This is a genomic window from Kroppenstedtia guangzhouensis (assembly GCF_014637345.1).
Taxonomy (GTDB): domain Bacteria; phylum Bacillota; class Bacilli; order Thermoactinomycetales; family DSM-45169; genus Kroppenstedtia; species Kroppenstedtia guangzhouensis.
Map to the genome: position 1 here is coordinate 224,067 of NZ_BMEX01000002.1, position 18,532 is coordinate 242,598.

Below are 18,532 nucleotides of genomic sequence, written 5' to 3' on the forward strand. Positions count from 1 at the left end.
CTTCCTCGATTCTTCTGTTCCTTATAAAAATCAAACGACCTTTCCCCTGTGAAACCTCGGGAAAGGTCGTTATATCATCATTCTTTTCCACCGTCGGTATGTTTCAGTCAAGTCCATCCACTTACGCTCCTCTTTTCTCTTCCTGCCACTCCATCGGAGGCAGTTGCTTTCTCCGTTCTTCCCTGATCAAGTGTCTCAGATACTCGTGGTATTCGTAAATTCCATGATGGTTCAAGGGCTTGACCACATGGGAGTGAATTCGGATCTGCTTTCCCGTCAGTCTTCTGATGACATTGCCAAACATAAAGCCAACTCCTTTCGAGGAATTTCCGCGAATCCGATGTTTCCGCGTATTCATTATCTATATTCCCGATTCTCAGGGGTTGAAACATCATTTTGTGATATTTTGAGCAATTCCCTCTGGGACTTTCACTGCATCAGATAAATCATTGCTTGCCCGCCAGCAACAAGCCAGTTCTTCGCTGACTTGACCGATCTAAGGGAGCAGCCCGATCAGCGGACAGGGTGTGTTCTGTCCCAACCTCTCCCAACTTCGATCCTGAATGGTGGAGGAAGCGTGAAACCCTCTGGACGCCCCCGTCTAACGCGCGGGGAGCACCTGATCATTGGAACCATGACCCCATGACCGAAAGCCAATCGTCGCTGGATCACCCCTCCGTCCACCCGGATGTCCATCGCCGGCGCATCGGGGGATGCGTGGACACCCGGAGTCGGGATGGACTGCCCGGCGACACGGACGGTGAAGAGTCGGCTCCCCTTCCCCTCACAGCCTTCCTCCCGTGCCCCAGGCCATTCCAGCCACTTTTCGCGTATATTTAAAGTGCTTTTTATAGTAGTGTGTGTACAGCTCGGAATCCCGGTATTTGTAATACTCAGCCAACAATCCATAGAGATGGGCTTTTTCCAAAGCCCGTTTAAACTCTTTCTCCCCGTCCATCCTTCCCCCTCCGATCCCATCGCTCCATACATCATATGCACGCAAGGGCAAAGTTCTTCCTCACCTTTTGAAATCTCCCTGTCTCTTCAATCAAGCTTTTCTCCCCTTTTCAAACAAACAAAAACCACCCTCCCATCGGGAGAGCGGCATAAAACCTATTTTTTAATAAATGGTAAAAATAGATGATCAATGCAAAATTGTCTCTTGCATCGGATAACAGTGGTTCAGTCCACTGAAATCGATCAGTTTGGAAGCGAACGGCTTCTGCCTCCCGCGGTTTAACCGCGACATTTTCCAATGGTAGTCAGCCATGGCCCGGTTGAAGAGGCGCATCTGCTCCTCTTCACCCAGGCTTTTCCACTCCCGGTAGCTCCCCCCGATAATCCGCATGTCGGCGATTCACTCCTTGAATAATTACATCCAGATCATCAAAAAAGTTAATCATAAAGATAAGTTCTAATCACAGTTTATAAAATCCTGCCGATCCAAATCAATAACCCAAAGACTTTGTCGGAAAAGATGCAGTTCCTTTCACGAAAAGACGATTATCGATCTTCTGTACCACAGGACGAGTAAAATCGTCCGCAAAAACGCTTCCTGGGCTGGAACAGGACATCAGACGGATGCCAAGGCAGACTCCAGCACAGGTGTTTGGATTGCGGGTGACAGACTGATTCCGGATGGCAGGACCGGGAAACCTTAACTTACCGAAATCCATCCGCCGATCCGTTGCATCATCCCAAGCATCGGACTCTTCCCTGAAGGAGAATCGTTGTCCTTTATCATCTATTTGCGACGGGATCGGTTCCTGTCAGGGTCGTCGGTTTCCGCGTCAAGTCTGACTGCTGTGATCAACGAGAATGATCGTCCCATTCTTCAGATCATGTGCCGCCGCATCCATGATCTTTTCGAGAGAGAAGGCAAGTTGTTGCTGCTCTTCCGGTCCATCCGCAACCAGGACGGGAGCCCCGCCGGCAATAGCCCGCTTTGCATCTGTTACCACAACCGCCACGATCCTGGACATTATCGCACCCCCTGGACAGAGGATTCCGAAGGCATGCGGACGGCATTCTCCAGGACCGGCACCAGCTTCAGCGCCTGGATCGCTTTCTCCATGTCCTTGTCCTTCGGCAAGATAAACACCGCCAAATCTCCGTTATCCAAATCCAACTTTGCCATCGGAATCATCGCCGGTTCCCCGGAATCCCGATAGATACCCAGGATCAGGGAGAGATTGTGGAGGATGGCTTGACGTTGACCCAGATTGGAGATGGTCACCTTCGCATCCATCGACTTGGGCCGCACGATGAGACCCATTCCATGCTGTCGGATCTTTTGTTGATTATCCTTGAGTCCGACATTCATGATATACACGGAACCGACATACAAATCAGGTCCATCCACCCGCACTTCCCCAGGCAGGACCTCGGCAATCTCCCCCAATTCTTTGCCTGATTTCAGCTTGACTCCGATGATGAGGACGATGATCCCGAGAAGAATTCCCCAATACCAAGTAAAAACAATGCTGGTGAGGGAAACGATCACCGCGGCAAACATAATCAAATAATTGCGGCCTTCAAATGCCATGGCGATTCCCTCGATATAGGAAGAGCCCCGGGGAACCAACTCCATCACATCCACTTTCGCCAGACTGTTGCGCTCCATGTTGCGCACCTCACGAAATTGCTGTGCAGCCAGGGAAAGGAAAGTGACCGCCGTATAATCCTTCCCCAACAGGGCAGGCACCGCAACCGCCCCCATGGCAGCCGCAATGACACCTAGGGAAATATGAATCACTCTCCCGTGAGGATAGGTCGGATATTGTCGCAAATCCGTACGCAACAGCAGGATTCGCAAAATCACGCCAAAGCCGACACTGATCAGCACACCGATGGTTTCATGAGATTTCAGCAATGAAATCATGGCTTTCAGCCTTCTTTCAGATTGTGCCCCTTCGGCAACTTTGATCTTGTTTTTCAGCACACATCCATGGCTGGGAACCGTCCACGCATTTCCCCTCTTTCATGTACTATTTTCTATACAAAAAACTTTTATGCGTCGACCGGTTTCGGAGGAAAGCCCTTCGCGAGTGATATTCCCGATTTTTTTAGGGGAGTTCTCTTGAAAGTCAAATAAGGTCAAGATATAATAAAAACAAAAGGTCAAATATAGTCAAAGTCAAAAACAAAACCCATAAACTCAAATAGAAATCCAAAGGAGGGACTCCGTCTATGCACTGTGATCAATGTAAACAGCACCCGGCCACCGTGGAGCTGAATTTACAGGTGAACGGCCGGGTCCGTCACCTGAAACTCTGCCAGGAATGCTACACCCAAGTCAGACAGAAGATCAAAAATCCCGTCGGTTTTGGCGGGTTCGGCCATCATTTACCGGAGGATTGGTTCCACGGGATGATGGAGCCCCCGTTGAAGGACAAGGAGGCGGTCCCTTTTTCACACACACCGCCTGCTGCACAAAACAGACAGCGAGGTGGGGGTCTTCTCGATCAATTGGGGAAAAATTTGTCCCACGAAGCCGCGGCCGGTCGGATCGACCCGGTCATCGGACGGGATCGGGAAGTGGAACGGGTCATTGAAACCTTGAACCGGCGCAATAAAAACAATCCGGTCCTGATCGGGGAGCCGGGGGTCGGAAAAACGGCCATTGCCGAGGGGCTGGCCTTACGGATCATTGAGGGGAAAGTCCCCCACAAGCTGAAAAATAGAACAGTCTATCTGCTGGACGTTTCTTCTCTGGTGGCCAATACTGGTATCCGCGGTCAGTTTGAGGAACGGATGAAACAGCTGATCACCGAAGTGCAAAAGCGAAATGATGTCATCCTCTTTATCGACGAGATCCATCAGTTGGTGGGAGCCGGTTCCGCCGAAGGCTCCTCCGATGCTGGCAACATCCTGAAGCCGGCTCTGGCCCGGGGGGAACTTCAGGTGATCGGTGCCACCACACTGAAGGAATACCGCCGGATTGAAAAAGACGCCGCTCTGGAACGCCGATTTCAGCCCATCCTGGTGGAGGAACCTTCTCTTGAGGATGCGATCCGGATTCTGCAAGGCTTGCGGGAGAAATACGAAAACCATCATCAAATCAAATATACCGATGAAGCCATTCGCGCCTGTGTCACTCTCTCCAACCGATACATCCAGGACCGGTTTCTTCCGGACAAGGCCATCGACCTGATGGACGAAGCGGGTTCCAAAATGAATTTGCTTCATGAAACCAAAAATACGGATGAGCTCCGCAACCGCCTGGATCAAATCGCCGCTGAGAAGGAGGCGGCCACCCACCGGGAAGATTATGAAGCGGCGGCCCGCCTCCGGGATGAAGAGCGCAAGCTGGAAGCCCGACTGAAGGAAACAGCCGAAACGGCATCACCGGCGACCGTCGACGTGGAGATGATCCAGCAAATTTTGGAGAGCCGGACCGGCATCCCGGTTCGTAAACTGCAAAAAGACGAACAGGAGAAAATGAAAAACCTCCCCGACCGGCTCCATCGGCAAGTGATCGGTCAGACAGAAGCCGTCCGCAAAGTGACCAGAGCTATTCGCCGCAACCGGGCCGGGCTGCGTAAAGGAAAGCGCCCGATCGGGTCCTTTCTCTTCGTCGGCCCCACCGGTGTCGGAAAAACTGAGTTGGCCAAAGCCCTGGCCCGGGAAATCTTCGGAAAAGAGGAAGCCATGATCCGGCTCGACATGAGTGAATATATGGAAAAACACTCGGTTTCCAAGCTGATCGGCTCCCCGCCGGGATACGTCGGGCACGAGGAAGCCGGTCAACTGACAGAACAGGTGCGCCGCAAACCTTACAGCATCCTGCTGTTGGACGAGATTGAAAAGGCGCACCCCGATGTACAACACCTCTTCCTGCAAATCATGGAGGACGGTCGGCTTACCGACAGCCAGGGACGAACCGTCAGCTTCAGGGACACCATCCTGATCATGACCAGCAATGCTGGTGTGGGGGTGAAAAAAGGATCGATCGGTTTTGGTAATACGGGGGAAGAATCAGCGTCCACCGATGTCCTTGAGACCTTGGGAGACTATTTCCGACCCGAGTTCCTGAACCGATTTGACGCAATCATCCCCTTCCGCTCCCTCAGCCGGGAAAATATGGTGAAGATCGTCGACCTGATGTTGCAGGAAGTACACATCGCCGCCGAGGAGCAAGGATTACAGCTCATCGTCACCGATGCCGCCAAAGAGCGACTGGCGGAACTGGGTTACAACCCCGCCTTCGGTGCCCGCCCTCTCCGCCGGGTAATCGAGGAACAGGTGGAAGACGGGATCGCCGACCTGCTCCTGGAAGGTGAAGAGATCCAGGAGATCCTGGTGGATACAGAGGCAGACGGGATCACTGTCACTGAACATCAAAACTGAGAATGAAATCATACAAAAAAATCCCGAAGGGGACATTTCCAAGTCACCTTTGGGATTTTCCCATATTCGTTTTCTCATCAGGCCAGTTTTTGACACAATTGGGACAGAAGTTTGCCTCGTTGTTTTTTCTCCGCAGTTGGGACAAATATTGGGCCTCTGCCTGGCAACAGGTCCATATACGAATCACCAGTCAATTGCTTCCATCCGGAAAAAATGTCCAACCGCCAAAAAACAGCCGGTCCCCCATGGGACCGGCTGAATACCCGGTTATCCTTCCAACATCAGCAGTTCCGGATCTTCCAACAGTTTCTTGATGGTGACCAGGAAGCCGACGGCTTCTTTTCCATCGACGAGACGGTGATCGTAGGAGAGGGCGATGTACATCATCGGACGATGTTCCAAGCGATCTCCATCCACAGTGACCGGCCGCTTCTGAATGGTGTGCATCCCCAGAATTCCCACCTGAGGCGCGTTCAGGATCGGGGTGGAGAGCAATGACCCGAAGACACCACCGTTGGTGATGGTGAAAGTGCCACCCTGCAGATCGGAGAGGGCCAGCTTGTTGTTGCGGGCTTTTTGGGCCAAGTTGGCAATTTCCCGCTCAATCTCGGCAAAGGAGCGGCGATCGGCATCCCGGACCACAGGCACGACCAGCCCGTTGTCCGTGGCAACAGCGATTCCGATATCGTAAAACTTCTTGTACAAAACATCGGTGCCATCAATTTCAGCATTCAGAACCGGATACGCCTTCAGAGCGCCGACCACGGCCTTGGTGAAGAAGGACATGAAACCGAGGTTGACATCATGTTGCTCTTTAAAGGCTTCCTTGCGCCGCTTTCGGATCTCTATCACTGCGCTCATATCCACTTCATTAAAGGTGGTCAGCATGGCGGCGGTCTGTTGCGCCTCAACCAGGCGTTTGGCGATGGTCTGCCGGCGACGGGTCATGGGGACCCGCTCCACAGGTTTGGAGAGGTCCTCCCCGGGGGCTGGTGTGGTGGGGGCTGCCGGTTGTTTTTTCTCCACCGGTGCCGCTTTGGCGGGAGGTTGTTCTGTATGAGCCTTCACATCGTCCACGGTGACCCGGCCCATGGGATCCGACGGACGCACCCGACGCAGATCAATCCCTTTTTCACGGGCCAGCTTGCGGGCGGCGGGAGAGGCGGTGATGTCCCCATCTCCGTCGGCGGCCTCCTCCACACTTTCAGCGGCAGGGGTCTCTTGCTTGAGCGGAGCCGCTTCTTTTTGCTCCGGCTGCGGGGCAGGGGCTTGCGGGGCTTGGGGAGCCTTTGCCCCCCCTTCCCCGATCTGGGCGATCACTTCACCTACCTCCACGGTGTCCCCGGCCTTTTTCCGGATGTTTTGCAACATGCCGCTGTGCTCCGCGTGAATCTCCACATTCACCTTATCCGTTTCCAGCTCGAGGAGAACATCCCCCTCGTTGACCTGATCCCCCTCGCTCACCAGCCAGTCGGAGATAGTTCCTTCCGTGATCGATTCGGCCAGCTCGGGAACTTTAACTTCATGCATCTTCAATTACCTCCCGACTTCGTTTCGGTATCCAAGGTTTCCGGATTCAGTGCTTCATTCAATATTTGCTCCTGTTCCTCATCATGGACATCCGGTTGACCGACTGCGGTGCTGGATCGTTCCGGACGCCCGATATAGCGGAGCTCCACCTGTTGGGAAAGGATATCCCGAATCCGAGGTTCCATATAGTTCCAGGAGCCCATGTTTTTCGGTTCTTCTTGCACCCACACCACTTCTTGTAGGTTTTTCATACGGTTAAGGACCGAACGAATCTCATCTTTGGGGAAGGGATAGAGTTGTTCCACCCGCAGGACATGAACCCACTCCGGTTTTTTCTCCATCTCTTCCAGCTGAGTCTCCAGGTCGACGGCCACTTTTCCGCTGGTGAGAATCAGACGCTTCACGGTCTGCGAACGCTTGCCGGTGAGCCGCTCTTCCAACACCGGGCGGAAGCGGCCTTTTTCAAACACAGTCCCGGGGGAGACCGTTCGCTTGTTGCGAAGCAGGCTCTTCGGCGTCATCAGGATCAACGGTCGTGCCTCATCGGTTCCGGTGATGGCCGCCTGGCGGCGAAGGAGGTGGAAATACTGGGCCGCACTGGTCACGTTGGCCACCACCCAGTTGTTTTCCGCCGCCATCTGGAGGAATCGTTCCAGACGGGCGCTGGAGTGTTCCGGTCCTTGGCCTTCATAGGCATGAGGCAGCAACATCACCAGACTGGATCGCTGAGCCCATTTGGCCCGGCCGGCGGACAGAAACTGGTCGATAATCACCTGGGCCGTGTTTGCAAAGTCTCCGAACTGGGCTTCCCAGATCACTAGGGCATCGGGATTGAAAACGTTGTATCCGTATTCAAAACCCAACACCGATGCTTCCGAAAGCGGGCTGTTGTAGATCCCGAAGGCGGCACGGGCCTGCGGGATGGTGTGCAGGGGACAATGAGTCTCCCCCGTCTTGGAGTCGTGTAAGACCAGGTGACGGTGTGCAAAGGTACCTCGTTCCGTATCCTGTCCGGTAAACCGGATTCCTGTCCCATCCTTCAGGATCGTGGCAAAAGCAAGCGTCTCCGCCAAGGACCAGTCCATCTTGTTGTCCTCTTCCAGGATGGCGGCCCGCCGTTGCAACACCTTTTCCAGTTTGGGATAGACCGTAAATCCTTTTGGCCACTTCAGAAGATCCCGGTTGATCTCGCGAAGGGTTTCCACAGAAACTCCGGTGTCCACGTCCGGCAAGGGACCGGGGATTTTTTCGTACTGGGAATCATCCTGTTCTTTTTCCCGAACATCCTTCACTTTTTGGTAAGCTTTGGACAACTCTTCCTGGATCTCTTTTTCCTTGCTCTTGATCTTATCATCCGTGATCACGCCTTCTGCTTTCAGCTGCTCGGCATAGCGGACGCGGAGAGTGGGATGTTGATGGATCTTGTCGTACATCCGGGGTTGGGTGGCCACCGGATCGTCCATCTCATTGTGCCCGAAACGGCGATATCCGATGAGATCGATCAGGAAATCCTTCCCAAACCGGGTCCGATATTCAAAAGCCAGACGAACCGCTGCCAGACAAGCCTCCGGATCATCGGCATTCACATGAACCACCGGGATCTCGAATCCTTTGGCCAAGTCGCTGGCATAGGTGGTGGAGCGGGAATCCGTCGACCTGGTGGTGAAGCCCAACTGGTTGTTGGCAATGATATGGATCGTCCCCCCGGTGTTATACCCGCGCAGACGGCTCAGGTTGAGGGTCTCAGCCACAATCCCTTCCCCCGGGAAGGCAGCATCCCCGTGGATCAGAATCGCCAGAGCTTTGCTCACATCCTGCACCGGGTAACCGGCATGACGGCGGTCATCCTGGGCGGCACGGGCGTATCCTTCGACCACGGGATTGACGAATTCCAGATGGCTCGGGTTGTTGGCCAAGGTCAGACGGGTGGGTTGGGGATCCTCCGGGTCCACTTCCCGATTGCCACCCAGATGGTACTTCACATCCCCGGTCCATCCATAATTCAAACCCATGGACCCTTCTGAGGGAACCAGCTCTTTGTTGGGAGCATGATGGAACTCGGAGAAAATGGCCTCATAGGGTTTGCCCAGCACGTGAGCCAGCACGTTGAGCCGTCCCCGGTGTGCCATTCCGATCATCACGTCTTTTACACCGCCGTGAACGCTGTAATGGATGATTTGATCCAACATCGGCACCATCATGTCCACGCCCTCGATGGAGAAGCGTTTCTGACCGACAAAAGTGCGATGGAGGAATTTTTCAAAGGTGTCCACTTGAATCAGGCGGCCGAGAACTTCCTGTTTCTTTTCTTTGGACAGTTTCGGGAACAACTTTTCGGATTCCACCATATGAAACAGCCACCGTCGCTCTTCGGGGCTGTGGACATGAGTGAATTCAAAGGCGAGGGACTGGGTGTAGAGCTTACGCAACCGGTTGAAGACATCCAGCCCCGTGCGAACTTCCTCCGACTCCTCTGCCCACATCAGATGGGCGGGAATCGATCTTAAATCCTCTTCGGTCAACCCGAACTCAGCCGGATCCAGGTGCGGAGTTTTATCCTTTTCGCGCATCCCGAGGGGATCCAGCTTGGCATCCAGGTGACCGGAGATGCGGATATGCTGTGCAAATCTTTCCGCAGCCACCACTTTTTTCAGATCCAGCCCAAAGACCGGGTCGGTATCAGGAGGTTGCACCCCTGTCGGCCCGGCTCCAGGATCCATGAACGGAGGAGCCCCCCATTGTTCAAACAGCTCTCGGATGGAGGGGTCCACGGACTCCGGATCTTCGCGATAAAGGTCGTATTGATCCAGAAAATAGGCCAGGTTGAGGCTGTGGACTCCCTGCCATGGCGTTTCCCTTCCGGATTTCCCTGTTGACATCCACTATACCTCCAACTGCTTTTATGATTAGTTTCCACCGGCGGCGTCCCAAATAACATCAATTGCCCAAGATGTTTGCTTCAATGCTTCCGTAATCACGCTCAAAAGGCAAGAACCCACCGGTCGTTTCTTGCGGATCCTCGCCTTTATTATATCTCGGTGTAACCATACGGTAAAACCTGCACGGGAGCGCTTTTTGGCCCCCATCATCCCTGTTGTTGCCCGAAACCGGACGAATCCGTTTCCTTTGCGATATTACTCCAGGTTCCGACATTGCCTGTCCCCTCAAAGAATCCTCTGGTTTTGACCCTCTCCCTGTCCCTCCCTTAGCAGACACACTTTGGCTTTTCCGTTGTTACAAGGAACAACCCAAAAGCATCCTTTACCTGTTCAAGCATACTCCTTTGACCCGACCGGGACAAGCCCGTAGATAAAAGAAAATGATTTTGTGTCAAAAAGGTGTGGATGTCGACACCCCAACCTCCCACTGTTGATTACGGCGGGTAATGATTTCTCTGCTTTAACCACTCACCGTCGGCTCCAGCACGGTCAAGGTGTTGTTATAGGTGTTCAGATTGACCCTGGCACCGATGGGAAGGGCGGCTTTGTATGTTCCGTGTGCGGTGGCGAAGTTGGTCATCAATGGCTTTCCGAGGGGAACCAGGAATTCGCTGATCAGATCCTCGTATGATTTCCCGTAAGCCACCTGACAACCTGCACACTCTCCCATAACCACACCGATACAATCATCAAACTTACCGGCCAGCTTCAGATGATTCAGGTACCGATACACCTTGTTGATCGGTTCATGGGCCTCTTCCAGGAACAGAATTTTGTCCCGCACATCGATCTCATAAGGGGTTCCCAGGGTATCGATAAAGGAGGTCAAGTTTCCCCCGACGATGGGCCCGGTCACATTTCCGGGAACCCGGCTCACCAGAGGAACTCCAGGGGGATTTTGTATGGCTCTGGGGGAGATGAGCGTGGACACCGCCGCAAAAAATTGGTCGAAGTTGTATGCCGGTGTCGCCAACTGGAAGTCGATGAGAAGAAGACTATGAAAGGTGATCAGATCCGCAGATTGATAGAGGACATTCAACAGGCTGGTGATGTCACTGTAGCCGGTGACAATTTTGGGGTGGCGCCGGATCGTATCGTAATCCAGATGCGGAAGGATCCCGGCAACGCCCACACCACCCCTGGAGGGTAAAATCATTTTCACCTGTTCATTTTGAAACATGTTCATCAAATCGGAGGCTCGTTCCTGATCCGTGCCCGCCAGAAACCCGTTTTGAGCATAGACGTGTTCACCCAACAGGACTTGAAACCCCATGCTTTGCAAAGTTTGGACCCGCGCATCGATGACACTCGCATCTAACGGACTTCCCAAGGTCACGATTCCAATGGTATCCCCCGGTTGCAAAATGGGCGGTCTGACAGCCATAAGTTCCTCCCCCTTCCTCTCCAGACACTTCTCTTTGCCTAATCATATTGGGAAAGGGTGACACCCATGACTCGGAAAAGAGAGTCCATCAGCCCGGCTCCCGCAGAGGTAAGATCCAAAAGTTCACCGGAAACTAAAAAAGCCCGACCCCGCGGCAAGGGAGTCGGACTTTAGACCTTTGTTCTTTCCCCAATCTGATTCACTCCGGTTCATCACCGAGCCCTTTTATCAGCTACTTACTGTCCACAATGATTTCCACCCGCCGGTTTTTTTGACGGTTGTGATCACTGTTGTTGGGGACCACCGGGTGTTTCTTGCCAAGCCCTTGGTCTTCAAATGTATGCCGGGAATCCCGCACTCTTTCACCAAGTAATCTTTCACCGCTTCAGCCCGTTCCTCGGACAACTTTTGATTGTATGCGGCGCTTCCCCGGTCATCGGTATGGCCGTAGATTCGAACCGTTCCCTTGTAACCTTCCAAACTTTTCCCCAGTTTGTCCAACTCGGGACGGGCTTTGGAGCGAATCTTGCTCTGATCCGTGTCAAACAAGACCAACTAAAGGATAAACGGATACTCTCCGGGAAAATAGACTGAAAGGCCTATCCCATTCCACCCAGAAAACATTATGCTATTCTTAAATATGAAGATGACAGGAATGGGAGGTGAAGGAATTGATCAGTATTTACCAATTGAAGCCCAGGTTTCAAAAGTTGCTGCGGCCCGGGGTGCGACGCCTGGCTGAAGCCGGGGTGACAGCCAATCAGGTGACAACGGCAGCTGCCCTGTTGTCGGTGGCCACCGGAGCGGTGATTGCCTTGAATCCCTTCGTCTCCTCTTTTTTGTTTTTGCTTCCTCCTGTTTTGTTTCTTCGCATGGCGCTAAATGCCGTGGACGGGATGCTGGCCCGGGAACACGGTCTGAAAAGCCCTCTCGGTCAAATACTGAATGAGTTGGGGGATGTGATTTCCGATGCGGCACTTTATCTCCCCTTTGCCCTGATTCCGGGAATCTCTCCGGTTCCTGTCGTGTTGATCACTGTGTTGGCCATCGTCAGCGAGATGGCGGGGGTACTGGGAACCGTGATCGGTGGGAGCCGCCGTTATGACGGTCCGATGGGAAAAAGCGACCGTGCCTTTGTTTTCGGCCTGCTGGCGTTGATCCTCGCATTCGGCATTGAAGCCCATCTCTGGGTCGATGTCATCCTGTCTGTGACGGCACTTTTGATTGCAGTAAATGTGGTGATTCGTGTACGACGAGGGGTGAAGGAGGCGGAGTAATCGATGTATCTAAGCGAGATTCCCCGGGAAATTCTGATGGTCATGGCTGGAATCTTCGGTCTTTTGGTGACGGCCAGCCTGGTCAATCTGTTGTTGGTTCGCCTGAAGCCCGATTCGGATTTTCGGGAGTTGACGTTACGCATCAAGTCCTGGTGGATCATGGCCACGCTGTTCACCCTGGCAATCGTGATCAGCCGGAATATCTCGATCGCCTTTTTCGCATTTTTGAGCTTTTTGGCCTTAAAGGAATATTTCACATTGATCCCGACTCAAAGAGCCCATCGGCATGTCTTGTTTTGGGCATATCTGTCGATTCCCGTCCAGTTTTTTTGGATTTATGTCGGTTGGTACGGTATGTTTATTATTTTTATCCCGGTCTACATGTTTCTTCTCATCCCCTTTGTGATGATCCTGATCGGTGAGAATAAAGGCTTCCTCCGGACAGTGGGCACAGTTCACTGGGGAATGATGATGATGGTGTTCGGTCTGAGCCATATCGCTTACCTGTTGGCATTGCCGGGAGAAAGTCATCAGGCGGGGGGCGCCGGGTTGATTCTCTACCTGGTGATTCTGACCCAGTGCAATGATGTGGCCCAGTATATCTGGGGCAAATCATTCGGCCGGCACCAGGTGGTGCCCAAGGTCAGTCCCAATAAAACAGTGGAAGGATTGCTGGGAGGTGCTCTGAGCACGGTGGCGCTGGCCTTCCTGCTCGCTCCTTTGCTGACCCCCCTTGATACATGGCACACGCTGACCTCCGGTCTGCTGATCGGTTTGGGCGGATTTATCGGAGATGTCAATATCTCAGCCCTGAAACGGGATCTCGGCGTCAAGGACAGTGGCAGCATGATTCCGGGACACGGTGGAATCCTGGATCGTGTGGACAGCCTCACCTACACCGCTCCTTTGTTTTTCCATTTCATCCACTATTATTATTATTGAGCAGAGGGGAGAACGATGGGACTCCTGCGCTGGTTATTTTCACTGTTGATTGTCCGTCCCCTGACCCTGATCGTACTGGGAATCAATATCCGGCATCGGGAGCGATTGCCAAAAAAAGGGCCGGCAATCTTGGTGGCGAACCACAATTCCCACTTGGACACTCTGGTGATGATGACCCTGTTTCCACTTCGGATGCAGAACCGGATCCGCCCGGTGGCGGCAGCGGATTATTTTCTCAAAAACCGATGGATGGCCTGGTTTTCCCTGAATATCATGCACATCATCCCCCTCCAAAGAAAAGGGGGCAAAAAGAACCGGGATCTGTTCCAGGGTATATACACTGCGTTGGATCAAGGGGACCTGGTGATTCTGTACCCGGAAGGCTCCCGAGGAGAGCCGGAACGATTGCAAAGGTACAAATCAGGAATTTATCATCTGGCCCGGAAGCGTCCCGATGTGCCGATTCATCCGATTTTTATGCATGGTCTGGGAAAAGCTTTGCCCAAGGGGGACCCGATCCTGGTGCCATTCTTCTGCGATGTCTTCGTTGGAGAACCCTTCCGGTGGCAAGAGGATAAACAAGCCTTTATGGAGGAATTGAACCTCCGCATGGCTGAACTGGCCGGGGAAGGGGATTTCGCTCCGTGGGAATAATTGTTTACGATGTAGTGGGGAGCGGCAGAGGTAACGTTATTCGTTACCGTCCGGGACGTACTGTAGACCCTCATCAGATGCGCGCTCTTTGTGGGCACATGGCCAAGCACTCCTCGGTGCAGCCTGATGTTCCTTGAGGGACTATATTATCTTTCCGGTCATCCGCTTTGCCGGGGCATCTGTTGACAGGCTGGATCAGTCATTTTCTGTTGAAAACCTGGTCACTGAAGATCAAAAATACACTCTTTGGATGAGGGCGCGATTCCTCTTTTTCGGGATCCATTTCACTTATCATCCATGGTAGGGAGACCTGGCTCAGGTCTCCCCCTTACTTAAAAAAGCAAATTCCACTTTGCAAAACGGGTGATGAATCCCCGGAGAAATGATAAAGTGAAGCATGAATAGGAAGCGATCACAGGAGCAGGGAAAAAACTCTCTGATATCCAAGAGCTTTCACAGGAGTGAACCATCCCTGGAAAGGAGCTTGCCTCAATATATCATGGGACAACCCTGTTTTAAGCTCCTCTGTTGCCGGACCATCGGAGCTTCCCTTGCTCCGGCAATAAGCTTCAGCTCATGGATGACTGTCGGGCTTTTTCCGGGAATTTTGTCATCCTTGTGTGATACTTCCGTAACACGGCTTGTGTAGAATAATGTGGTGTGAGGTCCTGAATAATAAAGATAAATGGAGGTGTCCCCCCATCGTGGACTTACATAAAGATGCAATCGAAGTTCTGCGCAAAACGAGTCGAACCTTCTTCATCCCCATCAGTCGCCTGCCATCTGAATTGAAAGAGGCGGTTGCTGCCTCCTATCTCTGCATGAGAGCGATTGACGAAATTGAAGATCATCCCCGACTTCCTTCCGAACCCAAGGTGAGCCTGTTGCGGTCCATCGGCAGAATCCTTAGAAAACCCTTCAACGACAATGAAATAACGACAATACTTCAACCCTACAAAACTTTCCTTCCGGAAGTCACTCTGCGAATGACGGATTGGATAAAATTGATTCCTTCCACCATCCAACAAAATATCCTTCGTTCCACTGCAACGATGGCTGAAGGCATGGCTGAATGGGTATCTAAAAAATGGAATGTCCGTACAAAGGAAGAATTGGATCAATACACCTATTATGTTGCAGGTCTGGTCGGTGTCCTGCTCAACGACCTTTGGAAATGGTACGACGGCACCGATGCCGATCAGGATCTGGCTGTCGCCTACGGCCGGGGGTTACAAGCGGTCAACATTATCCGCAATCGGGAAGAAGATCTTTCTCGCGGGGTTGATTTCTTTCCCGATGGCTGGGGCTTTGATGAGATGTTTGCCTACGCCCGTCATCACCTGGCCCAGGCGGATATTTATACGGACAGCATCCAATCCCCCCCGGTTCTCGACTTTTGCAAGATCCCGCTGATCCTCGCCCATGGGACCCTTCAGGCCATGGAAGAGGGGGCAGAAAAACTGAGCCGGGCCGAAGTGACTCAATTGGTGAAGAAGGCAACCGGTGAGTAAACCGATCGCAAAAAGAAACCGTACCCAACCGGACGGTTTCTTTTTGGTTTCCGCCAGGGTTCAACCCTTTGGCTCAACACCTGCCGCTTCTTTTAATCACAGTTCAGGAGCTGTTCATGAACTGTTAAGTTTTTAGTACTAGTATTTGAAAAGACACCTGTTAAAAAAGGAGTATCCAGAGAAGTGAGTAAACCCTTCATCCCCACCCAAAAACATTCCATCATCCTATTTGACGGGGTGTGCAATTTCTGCAATGGTTGGGTGAAATTTGTCATCCGGCGTGACAGAAAAGCTCAATTCCGCTTTTCCTCATACCAATCGGAGGTTGCAAAACGTCTCTTTCAAGCCCATCACATCGATCCCACTGGGGTGGATTCCATCATTTTGATGGAGAATGGCCACTGTTATACGGAATCCACGGCAGTGCTCCATATTCTCAGAAAGATGGATGGAATCTGGCCTGGATTGTATGTGTTGATATGGATCCCGAGACCCCTGCGGGATGGAGTCTATCGCTGGTTCGCCAAAAACCGTTACAGATTTTTTGGAAAACAGTCTGCCTGTATGATACCCACCCCGGAAATCCGAGAGCGATTTCTGGATCTACCTGGAAAGGATGAAGCTTCTCATGAAACACAGTAGATTCATTCGGGTGTTGAAACAATCCGTTCCCACCACCTTCCGTCTTTTTCTGGGCATCGTTTTCCTGATTTACGGACTGGTTAAATTGTATCCCGGCCAATTCGGCGTCCCCGGTCCCGATGCCGTTACCACCAACGGAGAAGGGTTTGTGATGGCTTGGACCTTTTTCGGCTATTCCCGTATCTATGAAATCATGATCGGTTTGGGTGAGATCATCTCCGCTCTCTTGATTATGATTCCCAGGACAGCGACATTGGGCGCCATCTGCTATTTTCCCATCGTGATCAATGTCACCATGGTCAACTATGTCTTTGAAATCGGAGTGCAGGATTTAAGCACCGTCATGACGATCATGTGCATGATTTTGTTATGGCTGGACCGGGATCGCTTGTTGCTCTTGTTGGAGAAAAGAGAAAAGGAGGAGACCAGTCTGTGACAAGCTTTATGATCTTACTCCTGGTTGTCATTTTTGCTCTCAGCACAGGTTATTATTGGATTCGGGATCTCCAAAGAAATCCCAAACAGGACAGTCGCTCCCCATCCGACCTCAAACATTGAACGGGTACAAACGGATACAGGGCCGAAAGGAGAATTCCGCAACGCTGTCAAGCTGTTGCGGTTCTCTTTTTTATGAACAGGAGAATAGCCACGATACAAATTGTGGAAGCCGCCAATCCCAGCCACACTTGGTGTGAGAAACCGTAGACTAAATACCCGATCCCGGCACTTCCCGCCGCCAACAAAGCATAAGGCAGCTGTGTACGCACGTGATCGATGTGATCACACTGCGCACCGGCGGAGGAGAGGATCGTCGTGTCGGAAATCGGTGAGCAATGATCGCCAAAGACCGCCCCGGCCAGGACAGCACCGATGAAGGGAAGCACCCAGTCCGGCGAAAATTGACCGGCGACGGCGGCGCCGATGGGAATCATAATGGCAAAGGTACCCCAGGAGGTCCCCGTCGCAAAAGCCATGATCCCGGCGATTACGAACAGCGCCACTGGCATCACTTCCAGCGGCAGACTCGCCGATTTCACCAATCCGGCCAAATACTCACCGGTCCCCAGTTTCTTCACAATATCGCCGATCGACCAAGCAAGAACCAGAATCACCACCGCACCGAGCATACTTTCCATCCCCTTGGAAAAAGTGGGGAGAAAATCTTTTGCCCGAACCCGTTTACGGGGAATGTAAAGAACAGCGGCGAAAATAACGGAGATCACACCGGCATAAAGCAGTGAGATCATCACATTGGCATCTCCCAAGGCCTGGACGACATCTTTATTTTTGCTGAAATAGCCCCCCGTCTGCAATATGAAAAATAGGGTGGCTCCGATCAGTACTGCCAGGGGAAGCACCAGGTCCACGGCACGGTTGCCCGGATCCTCTGTGTCCACCCGATCTTTGCGGACATTATTCATCGCTTGTTGCTCATGCTTTTTCATCGGTCCGAGATCAATCCGGAGCCAAATCGTCAGCAACAGCAACAAAAGCGCCAGGATGGCATAGTAATTGGCAGGAACCAATGCGATAAAAGCAGTTATCGGAGTCAATCCCACATCGTATTGTTCGATGGGTTTTGCGATCTGTGACAGCAAATAGGCACCCCAGCTGGACAGCGGGACCAGAATGCAGATGGGAGCCGCCGTCGAATCCAGGATATAGGCCAGTTTGGCCCGGGACACCCCTTGCCGGTCCGTGATGGGGCGTGCAATTTGCCCCACAGCCAAACAGTTGAAATAATCGTCAATAAAGACGGCACATCCCGAAGCGAAAGGCACCATCTGGGCACCCGAGCGCGACTTCACCTTGGACATGGCCCAGCGACCGAACCCTTCCGCTCCCCCCGATGCGCTCACGAGGGCGGTCAATCCTCCCAATACCAGCAGAAAGATGATGTTGGGGACAGCCCATTCCGGATCGGCAACTTGTGCAAAAACGACTTGAAAAGAATCAGTCAATCCTTGGGTGACCGAAAAGTCAGCCAAGATCAAACTACCGCTGACAATACCGAGAAATAGAGAAAGAATCACTTCTCGGGTCAACAACGCCGCCCCGATGGCAATCAACGGCGGAAGTAAGGATAACCAAGTCTCCACAAACAGCTTCTCTCCTTTCCCTCGACGAAAGATGATGTGTTTTCAATCATACCATTGTCGGGTATACGATCAAATAGAATAAACCTAATGTTATAAATCACCATAAATCATGAATGTAAAGTCCATTCCCGAAAACGGTGATATTGGTTGATAATGAACAACAATCCGACAACATATGGTGCTTTTAAGTATGACCGGGAACATT

17 protein-coding genes are annotated in these 18,532 nt (G+C 52.3%); 7 read left to right on the forward strand and 10 right to left on the reverse strand.

The annotated features are described in order from the left end of the window. Positions 1-121 precede the first annotated feature (121 nt). The 5 genes from IEV46_RS03655 to IEV46_RS03675 all read right to left on the reverse strand — a co-directional run bounded on the left by IEV46_RS03655 (position 122) and on the right by IEV46_RS03675 (position 2,881). Entirely contained in the window at positions 122-304 is a 183-nt protein-coding gene (locus tag IEV46_RS03655; protein WP_188430012.1) for a hypothetical protein, read from the reverse strand. 480 nt (positions 305-784) lie between these two features. Continuing rightward, entirely contained in the window at positions 785-1,009 is a 225-nt protein-coding gene (locus IEV46_RS03660) for a hypothetical protein (protein ID WP_188430013.1), read from the reverse strand. A gap of 135 nt (positions 1,010-1,144) precedes the next feature. Continuing rightward, positions 1,145-1,348 carry a hypothetical protein gene (locus IEV46_RS03665; RefSeq protein ID WP_188430015.1) on the reverse strand — a complete coding sequence of 68 codons (204 nt, stop codon included), beginning with the start codon at positions 1,346-1,348 and terminating at the stop codon, positions 1,145-1,147. A 442-nt stretch (positions 1,349-1,790) separates the two neighbouring features. After that, a complete protein-coding gene (locus IEV46_RS03670) occupies positions 1,791-1,982 on the reverse strand; it encodes a capping complex subunit for YIEGIA (RefSeq protein WP_188430017.1) in 192 nt (63 codons plus the stop codon). Next, entirely contained in the window at positions 1,982-2,881 is a 900-nt protein-coding gene (locus IEV46_RS03675) for a YIEGIA family protein (RefSeq protein ID WP_188430019.1), read from the reverse strand. The genes IEV46_RS03670 and IEV46_RS03675 overlap by 1 nt, the downstream gene beginning before the upstream one ends. 308 nt (positions 2,882-3,189) lie before the next feature. Here IEV46_RS03675 and IEV46_RS03680 point away from each other — a divergent pair, with 308 nt between their 5' ends. Next, on the forward strand, positions 3,190-5,349 hold the full coding sequence (locus tag IEV46_RS03680) for an ATP-dependent Clp protease ATP-binding subunit (protein ID WP_188430021.1): 2,160 nt from the start codon (positions 3,190-3,192) through the stop codon (positions 5,347-5,349). A gap of 267 nt (positions 5,350-5,616) precedes the next feature. On the opposite strand, the gene odhB is transcribed toward IEV46_RS03680, so the two are convergent. The 4 genes from odhB to IEV46_RS18310 all read right to left on the reverse strand — a co-directional run bounded on the left by odhB (position 5,617) and on the right by IEV46_RS18310 (position 11,751). Next, complete coding sequence (gene odhB / locus IEV46_RS03685) at positions 5,617-6,879, reverse strand: 2-oxoglutarate dehydrogenase complex dihydrolipoyllysine-residue succinyltransferase (RefSeq protein ID WP_188430024.1); 1,263 nt, start codon at positions 6,877-6,879, stop codon at positions 5,617-5,619. Positions 6,880-6,881: 2 nt separating this feature from the next. Next, positions 6,882-9,758 (reverse strand): 2-oxoglutarate dehydrogenase E1 component, encoded by a 2,877-nt coding sequence (locus tag IEV46_RS03690; protein ID WP_188430026.1) that lies wholly within the window; start codon positions 9,756-9,758, stop codon positions 6,882-6,884. A gap of 520 nt (positions 9,759-10,278) precedes the next feature. After that, on the reverse strand, positions 10,279-11,202 hold the full coding sequence (locus IEV46_RS03695; protein WP_188430028.1) for a S66 peptidase family protein: 924 nt from the start codon (positions 11,200-11,202) through the stop codon (positions 10,279-10,281). Positions 11,203-11,430: 228 nt separating this feature from the next. Continuing rightward, positions 11,431-11,751, reverse strand: coding sequence for an OmpA family protein (locus IEV46_RS18310; protein ID WP_188430030.1), 321 nt, complete (start codon positions 11,749-11,751; stop codon positions 11,431-11,433). A gap of 113 nt (positions 11,752-11,864) precedes the next feature. Between IEV46_RS18310 and IEV46_RS03705 the strand changes: the two genes are divergently transcribed. From IEV46_RS03705 to IEV46_RS03730, 6 genes are all read left to right on the forward strand, one after another. Next, positions 11,865-12,479 carry a CDP-alcohol phosphatidyltransferase family protein gene (locus IEV46_RS03705; protein WP_229735883.1) on the forward strand — a complete coding sequence of 205 codons (615 nt, stop codon included), beginning with the start codon at positions 11,865-11,867 and terminating at the stop codon, positions 12,477-12,479. A 3-nt stretch (positions 12,480-12,482) separates the two neighbouring features. Continuing rightward, positions 12,483-13,421: a phosphatidate cytidylyltransferase gene (locus IEV46_RS03710; RefSeq protein ID WP_188430034.1), complete on the forward strand. Its 939-nt coding sequence runs from the start codon at positions 12,483-12,485 to the stop codon at positions 13,419-13,421. Positions 13,422-13,436: 15 nt separating this feature from the next. Next, positions 13,437-14,075, forward strand: a complete 639-nt coding sequence (locus tag IEV46_RS03715) for a lysophospholipid acyltransferase family protein (RefSeq protein WP_188430036.1) — start codon at positions 13,437-13,439, stop codon at positions 14,073-14,075. A gap of 704 nt (positions 14,076-14,779) precedes the next feature. Beyond that, positions 14,780-15,586, forward strand: a complete 807-nt coding sequence (locus IEV46_RS03720; protein WP_188430038.1) for a squalene/phytoene synthase family protein — start codon at positions 14,780-14,782, stop codon at positions 15,584-15,586. A 183-nt stretch (positions 15,587-15,769) separates the two neighbouring features. Then, positions 15,770-16,228 carry a thiol-disulfide oxidoreductase DCC family protein gene (locus tag IEV46_RS03725; protein WP_188430039.1) on the forward strand — a complete coding sequence of 153 codons (459 nt, stop codon included), beginning with the start codon at positions 15,770-15,772 and terminating at the stop codon, positions 16,226-16,228. Beyond that, positions 16,215-16,664, forward strand: a complete 450-nt coding sequence (locus tag IEV46_RS03730; protein ID WP_188430041.1) for a hypothetical protein — start codon at positions 16,215-16,217, stop codon at positions 16,662-16,664. Before IEV46_RS03725 ends, IEV46_RS03730 begins: the two co-directional genes overlap by 14 nt. Positions 16,665-16,833: 169 nt before the next feature. Here the strand turns inward: IEV46_RS03730 and IEV46_RS03735 are convergent, their stop codons facing one another. Further along, a complete protein-coding gene (locus tag IEV46_RS03735; RefSeq protein WP_188430043.1) occupies positions 16,834-18,327 on the reverse strand; it encodes a Na+/H+ antiporter NhaC family protein in 1,494 nt (497 codons plus the stop codon). Positions 18,328-18,532 lie beyond the last annotated feature (205 nt).